The sequence below is a fragment of the Riemerella columbina genome (assembly GCF_030517065.1).
In the GTDB taxonomy this organism is placed as follows: Bacteria; Bacteroidota; Bacteroidia; order Flavobacteriales; family Weeksellaceae; genus Riemerella; species Riemerella columbina_A.
Map to the genome: position 1 here is coordinate 188,061 of NZ_CP103950.1, position 17,908 is coordinate 205,968.

Below are 17,908 nucleotides of genomic sequence, written 5' to 3' on the forward strand. Positions count from 1 at the left end.
ATCCTTGCTCGGATTTCTCTTTGCCCGACAGATTTTTTTCGCTGTATGGCGCCAGTGGCGACTTGTTGGAAACCTGCGTAACATATTTTCGCATTCGGGTGTGGGGCTTTCCGCTCACGCTCACGGCTTTTACCTTGTTCGGGATTTTTCAAGGTTTGCAAAATACTTCTATCGCAATGAAAATCAGTATTTTGGGCGGTGTGCTTAATCTGATTTTAGATGTGCTATTGGTCTTCGTTTTTCATTGGAATGTGGAGGGCATTGCTGCAGCGAGCCTCTTGGCACAAGGCGTTATTTGTTTTTTGGCGATGCGATTTTTGCTCCAGAAAACCCCGTTTGGCATCTATCGGATTTTTCCTATTCACCCCGATTTTTCCCGTGCGATGTCCATGAGTTTTGACTTATTTTTGCGGACTTTGGCACTCAATTTCGCCCTATTTTTAGCGATGCGTTTTGCCACTTTGTTAGGCTCTCACGGCGATGATCGCTATGTGGCTGCCCACGCGCTGTTGGTGCAATTGTGGCTATTTTCGTCCTATTTTTTAGATGGTTATGCCCACGCAGGAACCGCCATTTCTGGGAAATTATTGGGAGTGGCGGACTATACACGACTGCGGCATTTGGTGGTAGATTTGCTTAAAATAATGTTAGGCATCGGCGTGATGTTGGGCGGTGTTTATTATGTATTTCGGGAGCCGCTGGTGGCATTTCTCACGGTATCGCCAAGGGTGCAAACGGCATTTTTATCGGTGTTTTGGGTGGTGGCGTGTATGCAGCCGCTCAATGCCGTGGCATTTTTGATGGACGGCATTTACAAAGGCATCAGCGAGACCAAAATCCTCCGCAATGTGCTGACCACAGCGGTATTTTTGGCATTTATCCCCGCCTTGTTGGCGTTTTATTACCAAGGTTGGGGCTTGCTCGGCATTTGGTTGAGTTTTGCCATTTGGATGCTCTACCGAGGCGGCTTGCTCAGCCTTTATTTCTTCTTAAAGTACTTAAAATCAAAAGAGTAGAGAGGGCTTTTTTTAAGGTTTTATACATCACTTCTTATTACAAAATTAAATCCCTTTTCGTTAATTTTTTGCTTAATTCCCTCTAATAGTAATTTTAAAAGTAGTTAAAAGATAGATTTTATCATTTCAACATTTCCATCATTAAAAAAGCCTAAGCATTGGAGTCTTAGGCTTGCGATGGTATTTTAAAATTCAGGGAAGGCTTTTTTACGCCAAACTATGAACTAATAATACTCACTTTTCTTGCGATTGATCAGAGGGCTGCACCACAACGCCACGATTTTACCGTTTGAGAAATTGTCCATTAAACCAGCCCCTTAATTCGCGCGGTTTTTCTCTTCTTCGTTGCCAGAGCGGTGGCTGTTGAGGCGGATTTTATTATTCCCAAATTGATATTTTAGTGAGAAACGAATGCGCTGGGCATTGTCATAATATTGAGCAAACGACTGCCTGATGCCTTGCGTGGTCTCGATATAAGTGTAATGGTTGGTGCGGAAAATATCCTCAATATTGAGCCCTAATATCAGTTTTTTATTAAAGGCTAAATATTTGATTCCCAAGTTAAAAGAAGAGTAGGCGGTCTTCAATCCTTCTGATTTTGCTGGAAAATCATAACTGAAATAAGCCGATGCCATCAGTGTTTTGTCAGCATTGAGGGTAAAGGTGTTTTGGAGCTGAGTGCCCGCTTCCCAACCAGAGTATTTGCTGAGGGTATAGATGGCAACATACGGCTTGGATTCTGAATAATAGGCATAGAACGAACCTTGCAAATCCCACCAGCGGAACGGTTTGAAATTCAAATCAATAAAAGTGGAGAAATAGCTTGAATTTGCATAGTTTTCGTGTCGCATTATAGAGCTGTCATTGCTGATTGTATGGATTGAAATTTGCCGAATTTCATCTTGTATTTTCGCATAAGAAAACGATGCATTGAACCAACTTTTGTAGCCATAATCTAAACTGATGCTATGGGTGAAAGTAGGCTGCAGAAACGGATTTCCTGTGGTATAAGAGCGGAGATCGTGGTACCAGCGGGCAGGGTTGAGGCTTTGGAAATAGGGTCTCCGGATACGGCGGTTGTATTTGAGGCTAATCTGATGATTTTCAGTAGGTTTATAGAGCAAATAGAGCGTGGGAAATAGTTTGATATAATCCCGATTCACGGTGTTGTTGAGCGTTACAGAATAGCCTTTGGTCTGCGTGGCTTCTGCCCGAATGCCCGCTTGAGCTTCCCATTTTTCGCCAAAAGAACGGTTGGCACTAAGGTAGAGGGCTTCGGTGGTTTCGGTGTACTCAAAATGGTCGTCTTGCTCGGTGCGTGGCAGGTGGGTCTGAGCATCGTAAAAATGAATGCCCACCCGGTTTTTGGTATGCGTAGTGGTCGCCTTAGCCCCAGTGGAAAGGGTAGCCCAAGAGAGCGGCAGTTCCACATCGGTTTTCAGGGAATAGTTGGTGAGGTCTTGGTCGGCGGTATTGCGGGCGTATTGCCCATCGATAGTGCCATTTTCCCAATCGTAGAACACACTGCTAAACGGATTTTTCTCCTTTGTTTTGCGCTGAAATATATCGGCATCTATGCTCCATTTCTTCCCCGAGTTGTCCAATTTTTGGGTATAATTGAGGTTGAGGGAGAGGTTTTGGGGTGTTTTGTCCTTAATGCCTTGCGTATTGTTCTGTTTCAGAAGGCGGTGCTGGGTATAATCGTGGGCATAACTATCGGCAAAAAGGTCCGTATAACCGTTGCTAAACCCGCCGAGGAACTGCATTCCTACGCTACTTTTTTCGGAAATATCGTAAGTGAGGTTGAGCAAAGGGCTGAATTTGTAGTATCGGGTGGGCTCAAAAAGTTCCTGATGCCATTGGTAGTGCGGATAATCGTAATGAATGTCATTGGTATATAGGGCGTTACCGTGCATATAACCCAAATCTGCCAATACAGCGAGTTTATTTTTCTTATAATTGAAGCCCACACCGTGGTTAAAATTGGCATAATGCGCCTGTGTATACGAGGAGCGGAGGGTGGTATTCCAGTTGTCCGAGCGTTGGGATTTCAGTTGGATGTTGATAAGGCCGCTATTGCCCTCGGCATCGTATTTGGCAGGCGGCGTGGTGATCACTTCAATCTTTTCTATATTATCCGCCGAAATGGATTTGAGGTAATTGGTCAAGTCTTCGCCACTGAGTACCAGTATTTTATCATTCACCATCACACGGACATTCCCTTTGCCCACCAGTTGGATTTGTTCATTTTGAATCCGCACCCCAGGGGTGGCTTTTAGTGCATCGGTTGCATCACCGCCAATTACGCTCACGGCATCTTTCACATTGAAAATCAGGCGGTCGGCTTTGCGTTCAATGAGTTTTTTCTGAGCCTTGAGCTCTATGGCTTCTATTTCTTTTTCAAGGTTGAGGCTGTCTTTTTTCTCTTGCGCTGCCATAACTCCAAAAGCGAACACGGCAATAGTAACGATGTATTTTTTCATTTTTTACGAATTATTAAAATAGGTCTCCTGCAAAAGAAATAAAAATAATTGATATATAGAAATAAATTTCTTATAAAAAATAAAAAATAAAAAATAAAAAGTAAAAAGTAAAAAGTAAAAAGTAAAAAGTAAAAAGTAAAAAGTAAAAAGTAAAAAGATTTTCATTATATTAATGATAATGGCTATCTTTGGTGTAATAATAAAACCAAAGGCTCTAAAATTTAACAATTATTGAATTTGAAATTACGGTGTTATTTATAATCATTATAAATAACAAGGATATGAATAAAACCCAAAAGCGGCGGTTTAGTCTTTAATATAAATGCGCTTAACGCGTCTGGAAATGGAGGTCAGCACCTCGTAGGGAATGGTTTGGCAGTATTCGGCAAAGGTTTCTATGGAAGGATTTTCGTGGAAAATAACCACCTCGTCGCCCTCTTTGGCAGGAAGGTCGCCCAGTTCCACCATCATCATATCCATACACACGCTGCCAATGATGGGGCAGAGCTGTCCTTTAATGTTCACTTGTCCCACTTGGTTACCTACCAGCCTTGGAACGCCATCGGCATAGCCCACAGGAATCGTGGCAATCCGTGTTTTGTGCTCGGCTTTGTAGCGCCTGCCATAGCTCACGCTATCCTGAGGGACAATTTCCGAAATTTGAGAAATCACCGATTTGAAAGCGACCGCAGGTTGTAACAGCGCCTTGATTTTTGGGTTGGAAGAAATGCCAATCATTCCGATACCAATTCTAACCATATCCATTTGATATTCAGGATAATTGGTAATCCCAGCGGAATTGAGGATATGCAAAATAGGCGTATAACCGAGCCCAGCAATTAGAGTATTTGCCATAGCTTGAAAACTAAGGCATTGGCTTTCGGTATAGTCTTTTTCGGTGGGGAGATCAGAGCTGGAAAGATGGCTGAAAATACTTACCACTTGGAGTTTCATTTGTTTCAAGCGTTGGATTAAATCAGGTAATTCAAAAGGTTTAAAACCAAGCCGATGCATTCCTGTTTCTAACTTGATGTGGATTGGATAATGACCTTGGTAGCCCCGTTGTTTCAATTGCTCATAAAACAGCTCTAATACTCTGAAACTGTAAATGTTAGGTTCTAATTTAAAATCAATAATGGCATTGTAGCTGTGTTGCTCAGGGTTCATCACGATGATGGGGAGGGTAATGCCGTGTTTTCGCAACTCTGCGCCCTCATCAGCAACCGCAACGCCCAAATAATCCAAATGATGGTGTTGGAGAAATTCAGCGATTTCATAACCGCCCAAGCCATAGGAATGGGCTTTTACCATTGCCATCATTTTGGTTTCTGGTTTTAGTAATGCCTTGTGGCAGTTGATGTTATGGAGGATTTTGCTGAGATTAACTTCTAAAACAGTATCGTGTTTCTGTAGTTCAAGGTAGGTTTTTACCTTTTCAATCTCAAATTTTCTTGCCCCTTTGAGTAAAACCAGCTGATTTTCTAATTGATTAAATGTCTGATTTTTAAATAGTTCTTCTATGTTATTAAAACAAAAACTTTCAGCTGAAAACAGATTTTGATATTGTGTAATTTCCGCACCGATTAAAAACACTCGGTTGAAGCCTTGTTCATTGGTCAGCCTCGCCACCTCTTGGTAGAGTGAGGGCGTGTGGTTGGCTTCGGCAAAATCTGTAATTACCAATGATTTCAGCGGTTTGTTATGGGTTTTGATGAACTCAAAAGCGATTTTAAGAGAATCCAAATCTAAGTTGAAAGAATCGTTGATAATCAGATTGTTCCGAATGCCATTCACTTGCTCTAAGCGCATTTCCACCGCTTTTAGCACATTGATTTTCTCTATAATTTCGGCATTGGAAAACCCTAAATAATGCAGCACGCTAATCACCGCCAGCACATTGGTCAGCGTGGCTTCATCTCTCTGTTGGGCTTCAAAAGTGATGATGGTATCTAAACACTGCACCACAATAGGCAAATTGCGGTTTTTCCAATCCGAGGCAATATAAACCTCGTGATGAGGTTGAAGCCCATAGGATATTAAAGTTTTGGTAGAATATAAGGCTAATATCTTATTCTTAACCAATGGATTATCGCCGTTGAAAATAATCACTTCGGAGGATTCAAATAAGGCTATTTTTTCTAAAATAAGGGCTTCTAAATCTTTAAAATGGGCAATGTGTGCTGTGCCAATATGGGTTAAAACCCCTATTTGAGGGGGAAAAATAGACGCTAAAACTGCCATTTCTTTGGGCTGAGAAATCCCGACTTCAAAAATGCCCAATTCGTGCGTGGCATCTATCTTTAATAAAGAAAGCGGCAACCCCAATTGAGAATTGAAGCTTTTAGGGCTTTTTACAGCGTTATAAGTTTCGGAGAGGCATTGGTAGAGCCATTCTTTCACAATTGTTTTGCCGTTGCTCCCCGTAATGCCAATGGTTTTTAAGGAATGCTGCCGAAGATGATATTGCGCCAAATTTTGTAAAAAAGCCAAACTATGAGGCACGATAAGCCAAGAAACGCCAGCGATATCCGCTATTTTATGTTCAGAAATAATGATTTTAATGCCTTTTTCTATCGCCTCGCGGATGTATTTTTCGCCATTATTTTTTTGAGTTTTAATGGCGATAAAGGCAGTATCCTGCGTGGAATAAATGGTGCGGGTATCAAAAGCGAGGTGCTTCACGCGGGCATCAGGCGAGCCAAAATAAGGCACTCCAAAAATTTCAGAAAGTTGCTTAATCGTGTAGTCCATACGCTTTTGAGTGATCAGAAATGGCTTTTTTTACCGTTCCTATATTTTTTATGATTTAAATGATTTGTTTTTTAGAAATTCATCAACAAAAACTCTGCGGCTCACGGCTTCGTAGCTTTCGATTTCGCCTAATTCTACCAAATCTTTCCCTGCGGAAGTCCGCATAGAATAGTTGGCTAAGTTGCCTGTTCTTCGGCAAATGGCGTGTACTTTGGTCACATATTCTGCGGTGGCCATCAGGTGGGGCATCGGTCCGAAAGGGCGCCCCATAAAATCCATATCTAAGCCTGCAATGACCACCCGCACGCCGTTATTGGCTAACTGATTGGCAATGGTCACAATGCTATTATCAAAAAACTGAGCTTCGTCAATGCCCACCACATCGCAATTAGAGCCCAATAACAAAATTTCGTCTGGGGTTTCTACGGCAGAACTTCGGATTTTGTTGCGGTTGTGAGAGACCACATCTTCCTCAGAATATCGGGTGTCTATTTTGGGTTTAAAAATCTCTACACTTTGCCCAGCCATTTCGGCTCTGCGGAGCCTTCTGATGAGCTCTTCGGTTTTTCCAGAGAACATAGAGCCGCAGATGACCTCCATCCAGCCACTTTGTTTTGCGTGATTTATTGTATTTTCTAAAAACATTTTATATTTTAGCACAAAAATAATTAGCCCAAAATTAAGCAAAAAAAATAAGAAATATGCCACTATGGAGAGTTTAGATTTAGCAAAAAAAAGGATATTTGAAGACTGCCAATTGTTACTCAATCAGTTAGAATCTGCATCTGGATTAGAAGATTTATTAGCCAAGAAAAATCTGGTCTATAGGCTCTTAGAAAATTTGAGTTTTATAGAAAAATGGCAAGAATACAGCGCAGAATTAACTTTAAATCAACCTGATAAAAACCTTGATAATGAGGAAAATGATTATCAAAATGAAGAGCCAGAGCCTCAAAGTATAGCACAGGAAGAAAGCCTTGAATCTGAGGAAGAAATGACAACCGAAGAGCAACAAACTGAGGCTATTACAGAGGTGGGAATTCAGAAAGAAGAGATTGAATTTCATCTGGTTAGCGAGGAAGAAACCGAAAGTGAGCCTTGGGAAGCGCTAATGGAGACAGAAGAAAATACTTTTTCTCCAGAAATTGAAGAAACACTGCAACCACAAGCCTCAGAAGTGGAAGAGCAAACTACAAAAGAAGAAACCGAAGCGGAACGCGAGGAACGCAAAATAAAGCTTGCACAGATTAAAATTCCTGCCCTTTTTGATGAAGAAATCCTCAGCGATTTAGAGCAAGAGCCTAAAGAAAATGCCGCCGTAGAAGCACCTCGCAAGGTTTTAATCAATTTTAAATTGGATATGAACGATAAGCTGGCATTCACCAAATATCTTTTTGACAATAGCCAATTGGAGCTTCAAGAAACCATCCGACAGCTCAATCAGTTTGATAATATAGATGATGCCAGAGAATACCTCAGCGATGTTTATTACGACCGTGGCTGGGATAAGGTGGACGAGTACGCCCAAAGACTTTGGAGTTTGGTTGAAAGCAAATTTATCTGATGAGTGGCATTTTATATTTCGTTCCTACGCCCATCGGCAATTTAGAGGATATGACCTTCCGAGCCATTAAGGTTTTGAAAATGGTAGACTACATTCTCTGTGAGGATACCCGCACTTCTGGCGTGTTGCTCAAGCATTACGAAATCTCTAAACCGCTGAAATCTTATCACTTACACAATGAGCACCAGAGCACGGAGAAGGTAATTTCGGATTTGAAAAATGGACAAAATATCGCTATTATTACCGATGCGGGCACTCCAGGAATCTCAGACCCTGGTTATCTTTTGGCGCGGGCTTGTAGAGACCAAAATGTGGAGATGATTTGCTTGCCTGGTGCTACGGCACTGGTGCCTGCGTTGGTAGTATCGGGGTTGCCCAATAATGAATTTTTATTTGTTGGATTTCTGCCAGCCAAGAAAGGCCGCCAAACTAAACTGAAGCAACTTGCTGAGGAGCGCCGCACGCTGGTGTTGTATGAAAGTCCACATAAAATCAACACCACTTTGGAGCAAATTAAAACTTTTTTTGGTGATGATACGGAAGTGAGCCTCAGCCGAGAGATTTCTAAAAAATTTGAAGAAACCCTGCGCGGCACCATAGATGAGGTTATTGCCCTCTCTAAAACCAAAACCCTAAAAGGCGAAATCGTATTGGTGATTCATAAGAAGGGGTAATCTAATTGGATACAATATCAATTCACCAAGAAATAAATCAAAAAAGGAGCATCTTTATTTTATACTTTAAAAAAATGCTTATCTTTGGAGGTAAAATATGAGAATATGAAATTATTAGAAGGAAAAGTGGCTCTCATTACAGGAGCAACACGAGGCATAGGAAAAGGCATTGCAGAATTATTTGCGGCTCAAGGGGCGCAGGTGGCGTTTACCTACGCAGGTTCTGTGGATAAAGCCCAAGCATTAGAAACAGAACTTAATAAAATCACGAAAGCGAAAGCTTATCAGAGCGATGCTTCGGACTATGAAGCCTCTCAGCAATTGGTAGAAGAGGTGCTGGCGGAATTTGGCAAGATTGATATTTTGGTTAATAACGCGGGCATCACTAAGGATAATTTAATGCTAAGAATGTCCAAAGAAGACTGGGATACCATCATCAAAGTGAATTTAGACTCAGTCTTTAACCTTACCAAAGCCGTTATAAAACCAATGATGAAGGCCCGCGGCGGTTCTATCATCAATATGACTTCGGTGGTGGGCGTTAAGGGTAATGCAGGTCAGGCTAACTACGCGGCTTCTAAGGCTGGCGTTATCGGCTTCACAAAATCGATTGCGTTAGAGTTAGGCTCACGGAATATCCGTTGTAACGCCATTGCGCCAGGTTTCATAGAAACGGAAATGACGGCAGTTTTGGATGAAAAAACCGTACAAGGCTGGGCAGAAGCCATTCCTTTAAAACGCGGCGGACAGCCCAAAGATGTGGCGAATGCTTGCGTATTTTTAGGCTCGGAGATGTCCAGCTATATCACAGGGCAGGTGCTTAATGTAGACGGCGGTATGCTCACCTAATCAACAGCTCAATGGAATAATAAGTAAGATAATTGATGATGGGAAATTTGAAAAATAATAATGCCATCATCAATTATTTTTTTATAAAAATTTAACTTTTGGGGTTGATTGGCATCTTTGTAACAAATCGAGATATTTAGAGACTTATTGATTAAAGATAAAACAAAATAACTATGAAACACAGATTTCTATTCTTTTTCTTAATATGGTGCAGTAGTGTGGCGTACGCACAAACCGTTATTTCTGGAAAAATCAGCAACAGCGAAGGCGAGGTGCTCCCCAGTGCCAGCATCACCGTAGAAGAGGTGGGTAAGAGCGGCATTATCGCTTATACACTTTCTAATAACAAAGGGAATTATCAGCTTAAAATCAATACCGATGCGGTACAGCTGAAGTTCATTGTCAAAGCCTTTAACCACCAGTCGCAGACGCAAGAGGTAGCGAATAAACCTCAAACACTTAATTTTAAACTCAAAACCCAAGCCACAGAAATCAAAGAGGTAAAGCTCAAAACCCGAATGATTACCAAGCGTGGCGATACCATTACCTATGACCTGAAGGCCTTTGAAAGCAAAAGCGACAGAACTTTAGCCGATGTTTTGAAAAAACTCCCAGGAGTGGAGGTCAATAAAGATGGCACCATCCTCTACCAAGGCGAGCCACTCAATAAATTCTATGTGAATGGTAAAGATTTGATGGAAGGCGGCTATGGTACGGTTAATAATGCCCTTCCGAAAGATGCCGTTCAGAAAGTGGAAATCTTGGAAAACCACCAACCAGTAAAAATTCTGCAAGACAAAGTACCTTCGGATAAAGCCGCCATCAACATTAAACTTAAAAAGAAAGTAACAATGACGGGGAGAGGAGAAGTTGCCGCTGGTGCCTCGCCATTGCTGTGGAATGTGAAGCTCACACCGATGTTTTTTGGTCAGAAAAATCAATGGGTGGTTAATTATAAAGCCAATAACACGGGCGAAAGTGTGGAAAATGAAGGGCGCATCCTTTCGTTTGGTAGCCGCTGGGAGGGGATGAGAAAAAACATCTCTCAAGAAGATTGGATCGGCGTGGAAACTGCCGCAACCCCGAGTTTGCCAGAAAAGCGTTATTTAATGAACAATGTGCATTATTTTTCTGCCAACCTCCTAACCTCGCCGTTTAAGAACAAAGAATGGGAGCTGAAAGCCAATGCCAGCTATACCAATAATGCCATAGAGCGAGAGGATTTGCAGGAAACCACTTTCGGTACAGAAACTTATGCGGTGCAGCGCCAAAACCACTTCTACACCAACCACGCCAAGGGAGAGTTGGTCTTTACAAAGAATGCTAAAAAAGGGTTCTTCAAAAATATTACCACATGGAACGGCTTCTGGAATACCGATAATGCCGATGTGGATAAACGAGAGCTAACAGGCGACCGCCACGCAGAACAGCGCAATAGTGCTCCTACGGTATCATTCCAAAACTCGCTGAGCACCGTGGTGCCTGTGGGGGAGAAGTTGGTCAACGCGATGTCTTACATCAGTTTTAAAAATGATCGACAAACGCTGACTTCCACGCCCGCAATCTACTCTACAAATAAACTGCCCAATGCTCAGAATTATCAAAAATTAGAGCAAAATTTAAACATCAAAACGGCAGAAATCAACCATTCGGCATCGGTGGGCTTTAGTATGGGCAAATGGACAGTAACGCCAGAATTGGCATTGAATATGAGCTTCAATCAAATGAATTCTGAACTTTTCGGATTTAATGGTAATACAGCCTTTTCATTTGGACAAGATTATCAGAATGATATGTCTTGGAATGAGCTCAACCCAAGCACGCGCCTTATGATCAATTATAAAAGTAACCGCTTTAGTCTTCATTTTAATGCACCATTTAACTTTTATGGTATTACTTATAAAGACCAACTGAGACAGGGCAAAGATAGAGATATTAATAGAACCGTTTTTGAGCCGAGTTTCTTTTTCAATTATGATTTTGCATCATTTTGGAAGATTAGAGGCTATGGGAGAGTTAATTATGGTTTTGGAACCTTTGGTTCTCTATATGAAGGGTTTATGATGACTAATCCAGATTATTTTACCAATAAAGCACCGCAGAATAACTTGATGCCAGAGAACTTATCGAAGAGTATCGGCTCTACTTTGGAGTATAGAAATCCGTTGAATAACCTATTTTTTAATGTGAGATACAACTATGGCACCAACAAGAAAAACCTCATTACCGCTGTGACCAGAAATGGAGCATCCTTCCTTTCGGAGGTTAGGGCGTATGATAACACTGCGGTTTCTCAATCCGAAAGTGCCGAGGTGGGCAAATATTTCCCGAAACTGAAATCCAACCTTTCTTTAAACTTTAAAAATAGTGATTCCGAGAGCATCTCTATGCTGAATAACGACTTGATTTATAATAAAAACAATGTGCAGAGTTTTGGCGCTAAGTTTAACAATACCTTTTTCTCTTGGCTTAGCGTAGATTATAACATCAGTATGTCTTGGAACAAAAACAAAAATGCAACCACCAATAGCGTGTACCAATCATCGAGCTGGAACCACACTTTAGCCGCATTTTTCTACCCGATGGATAACCACACCATAGGCTTCAATTGGGATGATAACACTTCTAAAACCGAGGGCAACCAGTACCGAAACAGCTTTTTTGACCTTTCATATCAGTACACTTGGTCTAAAAGAAAAATTGATTTTGAGCTGAAATGGCTGAACATCGGAAACAAAAAATATTACGAAACCGTGAGCGTGAGCAGCAGTGATAATAGCATTAGAAGAACTTTGATCAACATCCGCCCAAGCCAATTGATGCTGGGCATTAAGTTCAATTTTAAATAAAAAATTACGGATAGCAAAGGATTTGGCACCATTTCAGAGGTTGAGGTTAGTTTTAAAATCGTTGGAAATTTTAGCTGTGCCAGAGTTTTTGCTGTTTCGTGATATGATTTTTGTAAATATTTGTGGCATCATCCTTTGCCATATCATAAAATCGGTTATCTTTGCTCTCATATTTAGATGATTAAAAAGCAATTTTAATAAAAATGAAAGGGATTTTAAAAATCTACCATCCAGAGGAAACTTTAAAATACAATATCGCCAGAACTTACTGTAAATCAGTGCTGAATAACGATGCTTTTTTTCTGGAAATAGAAATTATCACCACGGAAGATACCGATTATATAGAGGACGATTCTCTGCAATACCAATTTCCGCAGTTGGCGCTTAAGGTGATTGATTTTCCTATCAAGAACAAAACACTGGTGGGGCAAACTTTCCATATTGATAATGATGATGAGGTTTATACCGAAGCAGACCTTTTTGATGATGAAGAGGCGGAAACTACGGACAATGAGCTCTCGTTTTCTCAAGATGAAGAGGGTGGTCTGCAACTGATGTGGAAGGGGGAAATCACGGATTTTTATACCCAGCAAGAAGAGCCGATACCGTTCAAGCTCAAATGCCATTTTAGAGAAGAGCAAATAGAGGTGGAGGATTAACCCTATCTGCATCAAAAATCATCTACGGAAATACAGCAATATCTCTGGTTTTTCTTCGTTTTAATAACTTAAAATAACATTTATGAATGATAGCATACAAGTTGCTACCACAGCGGCTAAAACACAAAAACAAGTCTTCTCACTTTGGGAGATATTATTCGGCGGCGGTTTAGTGTCTAATGTGATTATGGTCGCCATTCTCTTGCTCGGAGTGTTGGCGCTATACATCTTTTTAGAGCGTTATTTTTTCATCACAAGAGCTGGAAAAACAGACCCTTATTTTTTGAATAACATCAAAGATTTTGTTTATGAAGGCAAGATAGACACCGCCATAGACCTCTGCAAAACCACCAATACGCCAGAAGCACGGATGATTGAAAAAGGTTTGAGTAGAATAGGGCGTCCCATCAGTGACATCAGCAATGCTATGCAGAGCCAAGGCAATTTAGAAGTTTCTAAATTAGAGAAAAACCTTAACCTCTTGGCATCAGCCTCTGGGGCGGCGCCTATGTTGGGCTTTTTAGGAACGGTTATCGGGATGATTATGGCGTTTTTTGAAATATCAAATGTCACTGGTGCAGTCAGTCCAAAACTCTTAGCCTCAGGAATTTATACTGCAATGGCAACCACAGCAATGGGACTTTTTGTAGGGATACCCGCTTATTTTTTCTATAACATCTTGGTGACCAAAGTAGACCGATTGGTGCTGAAAATACAAACCCACGCCAGCGAATTTTTAGATACCATAAACAAGCCTCTTAATGGCTAAAAATAGCAACTGATGGAACTCAAACGACGAAATAAAGCCAGCGCAGAGTTTAGTATGGCATCTATGACGGATATCATCTTCCTCCTTTTGGTCTTTTTTATGATTACCTCTTCCGCCATTAGCCAGAGTGCTATTGAGGTCAAATTGCCACAAGCCTCGGAAACTTCTGTTGCCAACCAAGAGCCTACCACGGTAACCATATCTGCCGAGGGGAAATATTTTATCAATGATAAAGAAATCCCAAAAGAAGCCGTAGAAGCCCAATTGGCACAGATATTAGCCAATGAAGCACAGCCTGCATTTACCATAAGAGCCGATGAAAACACCAAACACAAAGATGTGGTTTACCTTATGGAAATCGCTGAGAAAAACAAGTATAACATCGCTATAGCTACTGTACAAGAGCGATAATTGAAACTAAAATGATGATCAACCACATTTCTAAAGATGAAAAAAGAGACCGTCTAAAAAGCGCTATTATAACGCTTTTGGTCAGTCTTGCGGTCTTGTTGGTCATTTATTTTTACCGCTTCACGCGGGAGCATACGCCTCAGCAAGTGGTGACCACCATGCTCATCAACTTTGGCGATGAAAAAAATGGCAGCGGCACAGAAGAGCCCAAAACCCAAGAAAGCACGAGTGCACCTCAGGCAGTAGAGCAACCGCAAACGCCACCGCCTGCGCCGCAGAAAATAGTGCCATCTAAGGAAAAAATCATCACGGGAAAAGCCAAAACAGCCGTTCCAAAGGTGGAAAAAGTAGAGAAGAAAACACCTCAACAGCCTTCTAAAACGCCCAATAAAACCACAGAAAAAACGGTAAAAAAGCCTACAGAATCTAAAAAATCAACAGAGAAAACGGTGGCTTCTCAAAAATCGTCATCTAAAAATACGCAGAAAAACACCGGCGATGCCAACGGTCAGCAAGCGATTAGCAATTTAATCAAAGGTAGAGGTTCAAAAAGCGGTAGCCAAGGCAATAGCAACGCCCAAGGCAACGCTGGCGATCCATTGGGAGACAAAGGTAACGGTGATAGCAAGGTTGGCGTAGATAGAAAACTAATCGGCTTTATCCCAGGCACTATGGGGCGTGGGGGCGCGCAACCTGCACATCAATGTACGGCATCGGGGAGCATCAGTATTGCTTATGTGGTCGACCAAGCGGGCAATGTGGTTTCCGCGAGGAGAAGCAGCGGCATTTCCGATCCTTGCGTGGTAGCAACAACGGTGGCGTGGGTGAAAAAATATGTGAAAGCCGAAAGAGCCGCCACCTCATCCACGGGTGTTTATAAAATCGTGTTCTAAACAAGGCTTTTACACCGAAATAGCCCTTAAAATAAAAATCTGCAGTATATTTGTACGGTTCAATTTCGAGAAATGACAGCATAAAATGACGATAAAAGAAAAACAACAAGAACTCATAGAAGAATTTGCCTTTTTAGAAGACTGGGAGCAAAAATACGAATACCTGATCGACTTAGGTAAAGCCTTAAAACCACTTTCGGAAGCTCAAAAAAAAGAAGAAAACCTGATAAAAGGTTGCCAATCTAAAGTGTGGATAGATGCCGCATTAGAAAATGATAAAGTACAGCTCTATGCGGATTCTGATGGCATTTTGCCCAAGGGCATCGTGGCGATGTTGCTATCCATTTATAACGACCAAAGCCCCAAAGAGATTTTAGAGTCGGATTTTAATTTTATTTCAGAAATAGGCTTGCAGGAATTCCTTTCGCCTTCTCGTGCCAATGGACTTATGGCGATGACCAAACAGATTAAACTCTATGCCTTAGCCTTTCAAACCCAAGTGTAGTATGCAGATTTTAGCCTATCGTTTTTCAGCTTTTGGAGATGTGGCGATGCTGGTTCCTGTGCTTAAAGAATTTTTAGCACAAAACCCTGAGGTTCAGATGATAATGGTCTCTCGTAAAGGCTTTTCGGATTTATTTGAGGGCATAGAGCGGCTGAAATTTCATGGGGTAGATGTTGCAGATTATAAGGGAATTGTAGGGCTCAAAAAGCTGTATCAAGAGCTAAGGGCGGCTTATACCATAGATAAAGTGGCAGACCTCCACGATGTGATCAGGTCTAAAATCCTCAACCAATTTTTTCGGTTTGGTGGTATTCCTGTTTATAAAATTGATAAAGGTAAAGCCGAAAAAAAACACTTAACAGATATTTGGAACCTCCACAAACACCCCATTAAACCAACCGTGGAGCGCTATGCCGATGTATTTAGAGCGATGGGCTTTACGGTGAAATTGTCACATCAATACCCTGTGTATCAAGGATTAAAACAAGGGATAGGCTTTGCACCTTTTGCCCAACATAAAGGGAAAATGCTCCCTTTGGAAAAGGCTTTTCAATTGGCAAAGGCATTATCAAAAGACCATAAAGTTTATTTTTTTGGCGGCGGCAAAAAGGAAGTAGAGCAATTGGAGCGCTGGGCATCTGAACTTCCTAATACAGAAAGTTTAGCTGGAAAATTGAGTTTAAAAGAGGAATTAGAGCGCATTGCCCAGTTAGAAGTGATGATTTCTATGGATTCCGCAAATATGCATTTGGCAAGTTTGGTGGGTACGCGTTGTATTTCTATCTGGGGAGCTACGCATCCTTACGCAGGCTTTTTAGGCTATGGACAGAGCAAGGAAGATGTGGTTCAGATAAAGGATTTAACCTGCCGACCGTGCTCCGTTTTTGGCGATAAACCGTGCTATAGAGGAGATTGGGCGTGCTTAAACGAAATTCAACCAATAATGATTTTGGATAAATTATGATGCGCTCCACCCCCAGCCTTTCTATCTGTATTCCTGTCTATAATTTCAATGCAAGAGCCTTAACTAATGATCTTAAAACCGAAATTTTAAGGTTAGGGCTTAGTGAGCGTATAGAAATCATTCTCATTGATGATGCCTCCTCCCCAGAAATGCTTGAAATGAATAGCCCCACTGATAATATGGTTCGTTTTATTTCTTTAAAGGAGAACCAAGGGCGCGCTAAAATCAGAAATTTATTTTTAAAAGAATCCTGTAGTGAATATTTGTTATTTTTAGATGCCGATGGCACGGTGCCTCATAGCTCATTTCTCACCACTTATCTCCAATATTTAGATGAAAATGATGAGGTAGATGTGGTTTATGGCGGTAGGTGCTTACCCCAAAAGAAAGTGGATACTGACCATTGGTTAAGATGGAATTTTGCCCAAAAACGCGAAAATCTTTCAGTAAAAGAGCGCGAAAAAGCCCCATATCTGTCATTCCAAACCAATAATTTTCTGATTAAAAAACTGGTTTTTGAAAAAATTCAGTTTAGGGAAATGCTCACCCAATACGGCTATGAAGATGTGGTTTTTGCCCATGATTTAAAACAGGCGGGGATAAAAATTGACCATATTAACAACCCTATCATCAATTCTGATATAGAAACCAATGCCGTTTATATAGAGAAAGTGGAAGCCTCGGTGGGTAATCTCAAACTGCTTTTGGAGCGATGTCCGCAAACGGTGGAGGATATTAAATTGGTCAGAGTCTCTACTTTTTTAAAAAAGATAAAAATGGCATCTGTATACCGTTGGTTTTTTTCAAAAAATAAGCATCAAATAAAACAAAGATTGCTCCGAAATGGCGGCCCACTGCGGCTTTTGGATGTTTATAAATTAGGACTTTTATTAGAAAAATAGCCCTCTACCAACGCTGATAGAGGGCTTTCTATTAACCGTGAATGGTTTCTTTTTTGCCATAAGATTGGATGACTTGGGCTTCGTAGTTGAGCCACTCTTCCCAGCGTTGGTTCACTTGTTCAGGGTTGCCAAGTTGGCGCGCAAAGCCGATAAAAGTAGTATAATGGTTGGCTTCGGAGATCATCAGCTCTCGGTAGAAAGTTTTAAGCTCTTCATCTTTAATATTTTCGGTGAGTACCTTGAAACGCTCGCAGCTGCGAGCTTCTATCATAGCGGCAAAGAGCATTCGGTCAATGATGAACTCCTCTCGGGTGCCTTGTACCACAAATTTGAGCAAATCATTCACATAATCATCTTTCCGAGCACGCCCCAGCTGATAGCCACGGGCTTTAATGATGTTGTGAACTTGCTGAAAATGTTGCAATTCCTCTTGTGCAATTTCTAAAAGTTCGGTTACAATATCAGGGTATTCGGGTAGCATTGTTACCAGCATAATAGCGTTAGAGGCGGCTTTTTGCTCGCACCAAGCGTGGTCTGTTAGGATTTCTTCAATATTGCCCTCCGCGATATTCGCCCAGCGAGGGTCTGTGGGTAGTTTTAATTTGAACATTATATTGTG

General features: G+C 41.3%; 16 protein-coding genes. 12 read left to right on the forward strand and 4 right to left on the reverse strand.

The window, feature by feature from the left end; genetic code table 11:
* Positions 1-65 precede the first annotated feature (65 nt).
* Positions 66-1,016, forward strand: coding sequence for an MATE family efflux transporter (locus NYR17_RS00840; RefSeq protein WP_302505652.1), 951 nt, complete (start codon positions 66-68; stop codon positions 1,014-1,016).
* Between the two features lie 317 nt (positions 1,017-1,333).
* Here the strand turns inward: NYR17_RS00840 and NYR17_RS00845 are convergent, their stop codons facing one another.
* The 3 genes from NYR17_RS00845 to NYR17_RS00855 all read right to left on the reverse strand — a co-directional run bounded on the left by NYR17_RS00845 (position 1,334) and on the right by NYR17_RS00855 (position 6,895).
* The gene (locus tag NYR17_RS00845) at positions 1,334-3,499 is read right to left on the reverse strand and encodes an outer membrane beta-barrel family protein (RefSeq protein WP_302505654.1); all 2,166 of its coding nucleotides are present in this window, start codon (positions 3,497-3,499) and stop codon (positions 1,334-1,336) included.
* A gap of 306 nt (positions 3,500-3,805) precedes the next feature.
* Positions 3,806-6,250, reverse strand: coding sequence for a bifunctional UDP-N-acetylmuramoyl-tripeptide:D-alanyl-D-alanine ligase/alanine racemase (locus NYR17_RS00850; protein WP_302505655.1), 2,445 nt, complete (start codon positions 6,248-6,250; stop codon positions 3,806-3,808).
* A gap of 48 nt (positions 6,251-6,298) precedes the next feature.
* The gene (locus tag NYR17_RS00855) at positions 6,299-6,895 is read right to left on the reverse strand and encodes a thymidine kinase (protein ID WP_302505657.1); all 597 of its coding nucleotides are present in this window, start codon (positions 6,893-6,895) and stop codon (positions 6,299-6,301) included.
* A gap of 64 nt (positions 6,896-6,959) precedes the next feature.
* On the opposite strand from NYR17_RS00855, the gene NYR17_RS00860 reads away from it, so the two are divergent.
* From NYR17_RS00860 to NYR17_RS00910, 11 genes are all read left to right on the forward strand, one after another.
* The gene (locus NYR17_RS00860; protein ID WP_302505659.1) at positions 6,960-7,814 is read left to right on the forward strand and encodes a hypothetical protein; all 855 of its coding nucleotides are present in this window, start codon (positions 6,960-6,962) and stop codon (positions 7,812-7,814) included.
* The gene (rsmI, locus tag NYR17_RS00865; RefSeq protein ID WP_302505662.1) at positions 7,814-8,488 is read left to right on the forward strand and encodes a 16S rRNA (cytidine(1402)-2'-O)-methyltransferase; all 675 of its coding nucleotides are present in this window, start codon (positions 7,814-7,816) and stop codon (positions 8,486-8,488) included. The genes NYR17_RS00860 and rsmI overlap by 1 nt, the downstream gene beginning before the upstream one ends.
* Positions 8,489-8,593: 105 nt before the next feature.
* Entirely contained in the window at positions 8,594-9,337 is a 744-nt protein-coding gene (gene fabG / locus NYR17_RS00870; protein ID WP_302505664.1) for a 3-oxoacyl-[acyl-carrier-protein] reductase, read from the forward strand.
* A 173-nt stretch (positions 9,338-9,510) separates the two neighbouring features.
* Complete coding sequence (locus tag NYR17_RS00875) at positions 9,511-12,186, forward strand: TonB-dependent receptor (RefSeq protein WP_302505666.1); 2,676 nt, start codon at positions 9,511-9,513, stop codon at positions 12,184-12,186.
* Between the two features lie 203 nt (positions 12,187-12,389).
* Positions 12,390-12,845 carry a hypothetical protein gene (locus NYR17_RS00880; protein WP_302505667.1) on the forward strand — a complete coding sequence of 152 codons (456 nt, stop codon included), beginning with the start codon at positions 12,390-12,392 and terminating at the stop codon, positions 12,843-12,845.
* A gap of 82 nt (positions 12,846-12,927) precedes the next feature.
* On the forward strand, positions 12,928-13,614 hold the full coding sequence (locus tag NYR17_RS00885; RefSeq protein ID WP_302505668.1) for a MotA/TolQ/ExbB proton channel family protein: 687 nt from the start codon (positions 12,928-12,930) through the stop codon (positions 13,612-13,614).
* Between the two features lie 12 nt (positions 13,615-13,626).
* Positions 13,627-14,025, forward strand: coding sequence for an ExbD/TolR family protein (locus tag NYR17_RS00890; RefSeq protein ID WP_302505671.1), 399 nt, complete (start codon positions 13,627-13,629; stop codon positions 14,023-14,025).
* Between the two features lie 14 nt (positions 14,026-14,039).
* Positions 14,040-14,918, forward strand: a complete 879-nt coding sequence (locus NYR17_RS00895; protein WP_302506957.1) for a ferric siderophore ABC transporter substrate-binding protein — start codon at positions 14,040-14,042, stop codon at positions 14,916-14,918.
* A gap of 85 nt (positions 14,919-15,003) precedes the next feature.
* Complete coding sequence (locus tag NYR17_RS00900; RefSeq protein WP_302505673.1) at positions 15,004-15,423, forward strand: SufE family protein; 420 nt, start codon at positions 15,004-15,006, stop codon at positions 15,421-15,423.
* A gap of 1 nt (position 15,424) precedes the next feature.
* A complete protein-coding gene (locus NYR17_RS00905) occupies positions 15,425-16,387 on the forward strand; it encodes a glycosyltransferase family 9 protein (RefSeq protein WP_302505674.1) in 963 nt (320 codons plus the stop codon).
* On the forward strand, positions 16,384-17,289 hold the full coding sequence (locus NYR17_RS00910) for a glycosyltransferase family 2 protein (RefSeq protein ID WP_302505675.1): 906 nt from the start codon (positions 16,384-16,386) through the stop codon (positions 17,287-17,289). The genes NYR17_RS00905 and NYR17_RS00910 overlap by 4 nt, the downstream gene beginning before the upstream one ends.
* Before the next feature lie 31 nt (positions 17,290-17,320).
* Here NYR17_RS00910 and NYR17_RS00915 read toward each other — a convergent pair whose 3' ends face one another.
* A complete protein-coding gene (locus NYR17_RS00915; protein ID WP_302505677.1) occupies positions 17,321-17,899 on the reverse strand; it encodes a tRNA-(ms[2]io[6]A)-hydroxylase in 579 nt (192 codons plus the stop codon).
* Positions 17,900-17,908: the final 9 nt, after the last annotated feature.

Bases quoted from the DNA above. Each gene is read 5' to 3' on its own strand.
- NYR17_RS00845 (WP_302505654.1), bottom strand. From the start codon at position 3,499: ATGAAAAAATACATCGTTACTATTGCCGTGTTCGCTTTTGGAGTTATG.
- NYR17_RS00850 (WP_302505655.1), bottom strand. From the start codon at position 6,250: ATGGACTACACGATTAAGCAACTTTCTGAAATTTTTGGAGTGCCTTAT.
- NYR17_RS00855 (WP_302505657.1), bottom strand. From the start codon at position 6,895: ATGTTTTTAGAAAATACAATAAATCACGCAAAACAAAGTGGCTGGATG.
- NYR17_RS00860 (WP_302505659.1), top strand. From the start codon at position 6,960: ATGGAGAGTTTAGATTTAGCAAAAAAAAGGATATTTGAAGACTGCCAA.
- rsmI (WP_302505662.1), top strand. From the start codon at position 7,814: ATGAGTGGCATTTTATATTTCGTTCCTACGCCCATCGGCAATTTAGAG.
- fabG (WP_302505664.1), top strand. From the start codon at position 8,594: ATGAAATTATTAGAAGGAAAAGTGGCTCTCATTACAGGAGCAACACGA.
- NYR17_RS00875 (WP_302505666.1), top strand. From the start codon at position 9,511: ATGAAACACAGATTTCTATTCTTTTTCTTAATATGGTGCAGTAGTGTG.
- NYR17_RS00880 (WP_302505667.1), top strand. From the start codon at position 12,390: ATGAAAGGGATTTTAAAAATCTACCATCCAGAGGAAACTTTAAAATAC.
- NYR17_RS00885 (WP_302505668.1), top strand. From the start codon at position 12,928: ATGAATGATAGCATACAAGTTGCTACCACAGCGGCTAAAACACAAAAA.
- NYR17_RS00890 (WP_302505671.1), top strand. From the start codon at position 13,627: ATGGAACTCAAACGACGAAATAAAGCCAGCGCAGAGTTTAGTATGGCA.
- NYR17_RS00895 (WP_302506957.1), top strand. From the start codon at position 14,040: ATGATCAACCACATTTCTAAAGATGAAAAAAGAGACCGTCTAAAAAGC.
- NYR17_RS00900 (WP_302505673.1), top strand. From the start codon at position 15,004: ATGACGATAAAAGAAAAACAACAAGAACTCATAGAAGAATTTGCCTTT.
- NYR17_RS00905 (WP_302505674.1), top strand. From the start codon at position 15,425: ATGCAGATTTTAGCCTATCGTTTTTCAGCTTTTGGAGATGTGGCGATG.
- NYR17_RS00910 (WP_302505675.1), top strand. From the start codon at position 16,384: ATGATGCGCTCCACCCCCAGCCTTTCTATCTGTATTCCTGTCTATAAT.
- NYR17_RS00915 (WP_302505677.1), bottom strand. From the start codon at position 17,899: ATGTTCAAATTAAAACTACCCACAGACCCTCGCTGGGCGAATATCGCG.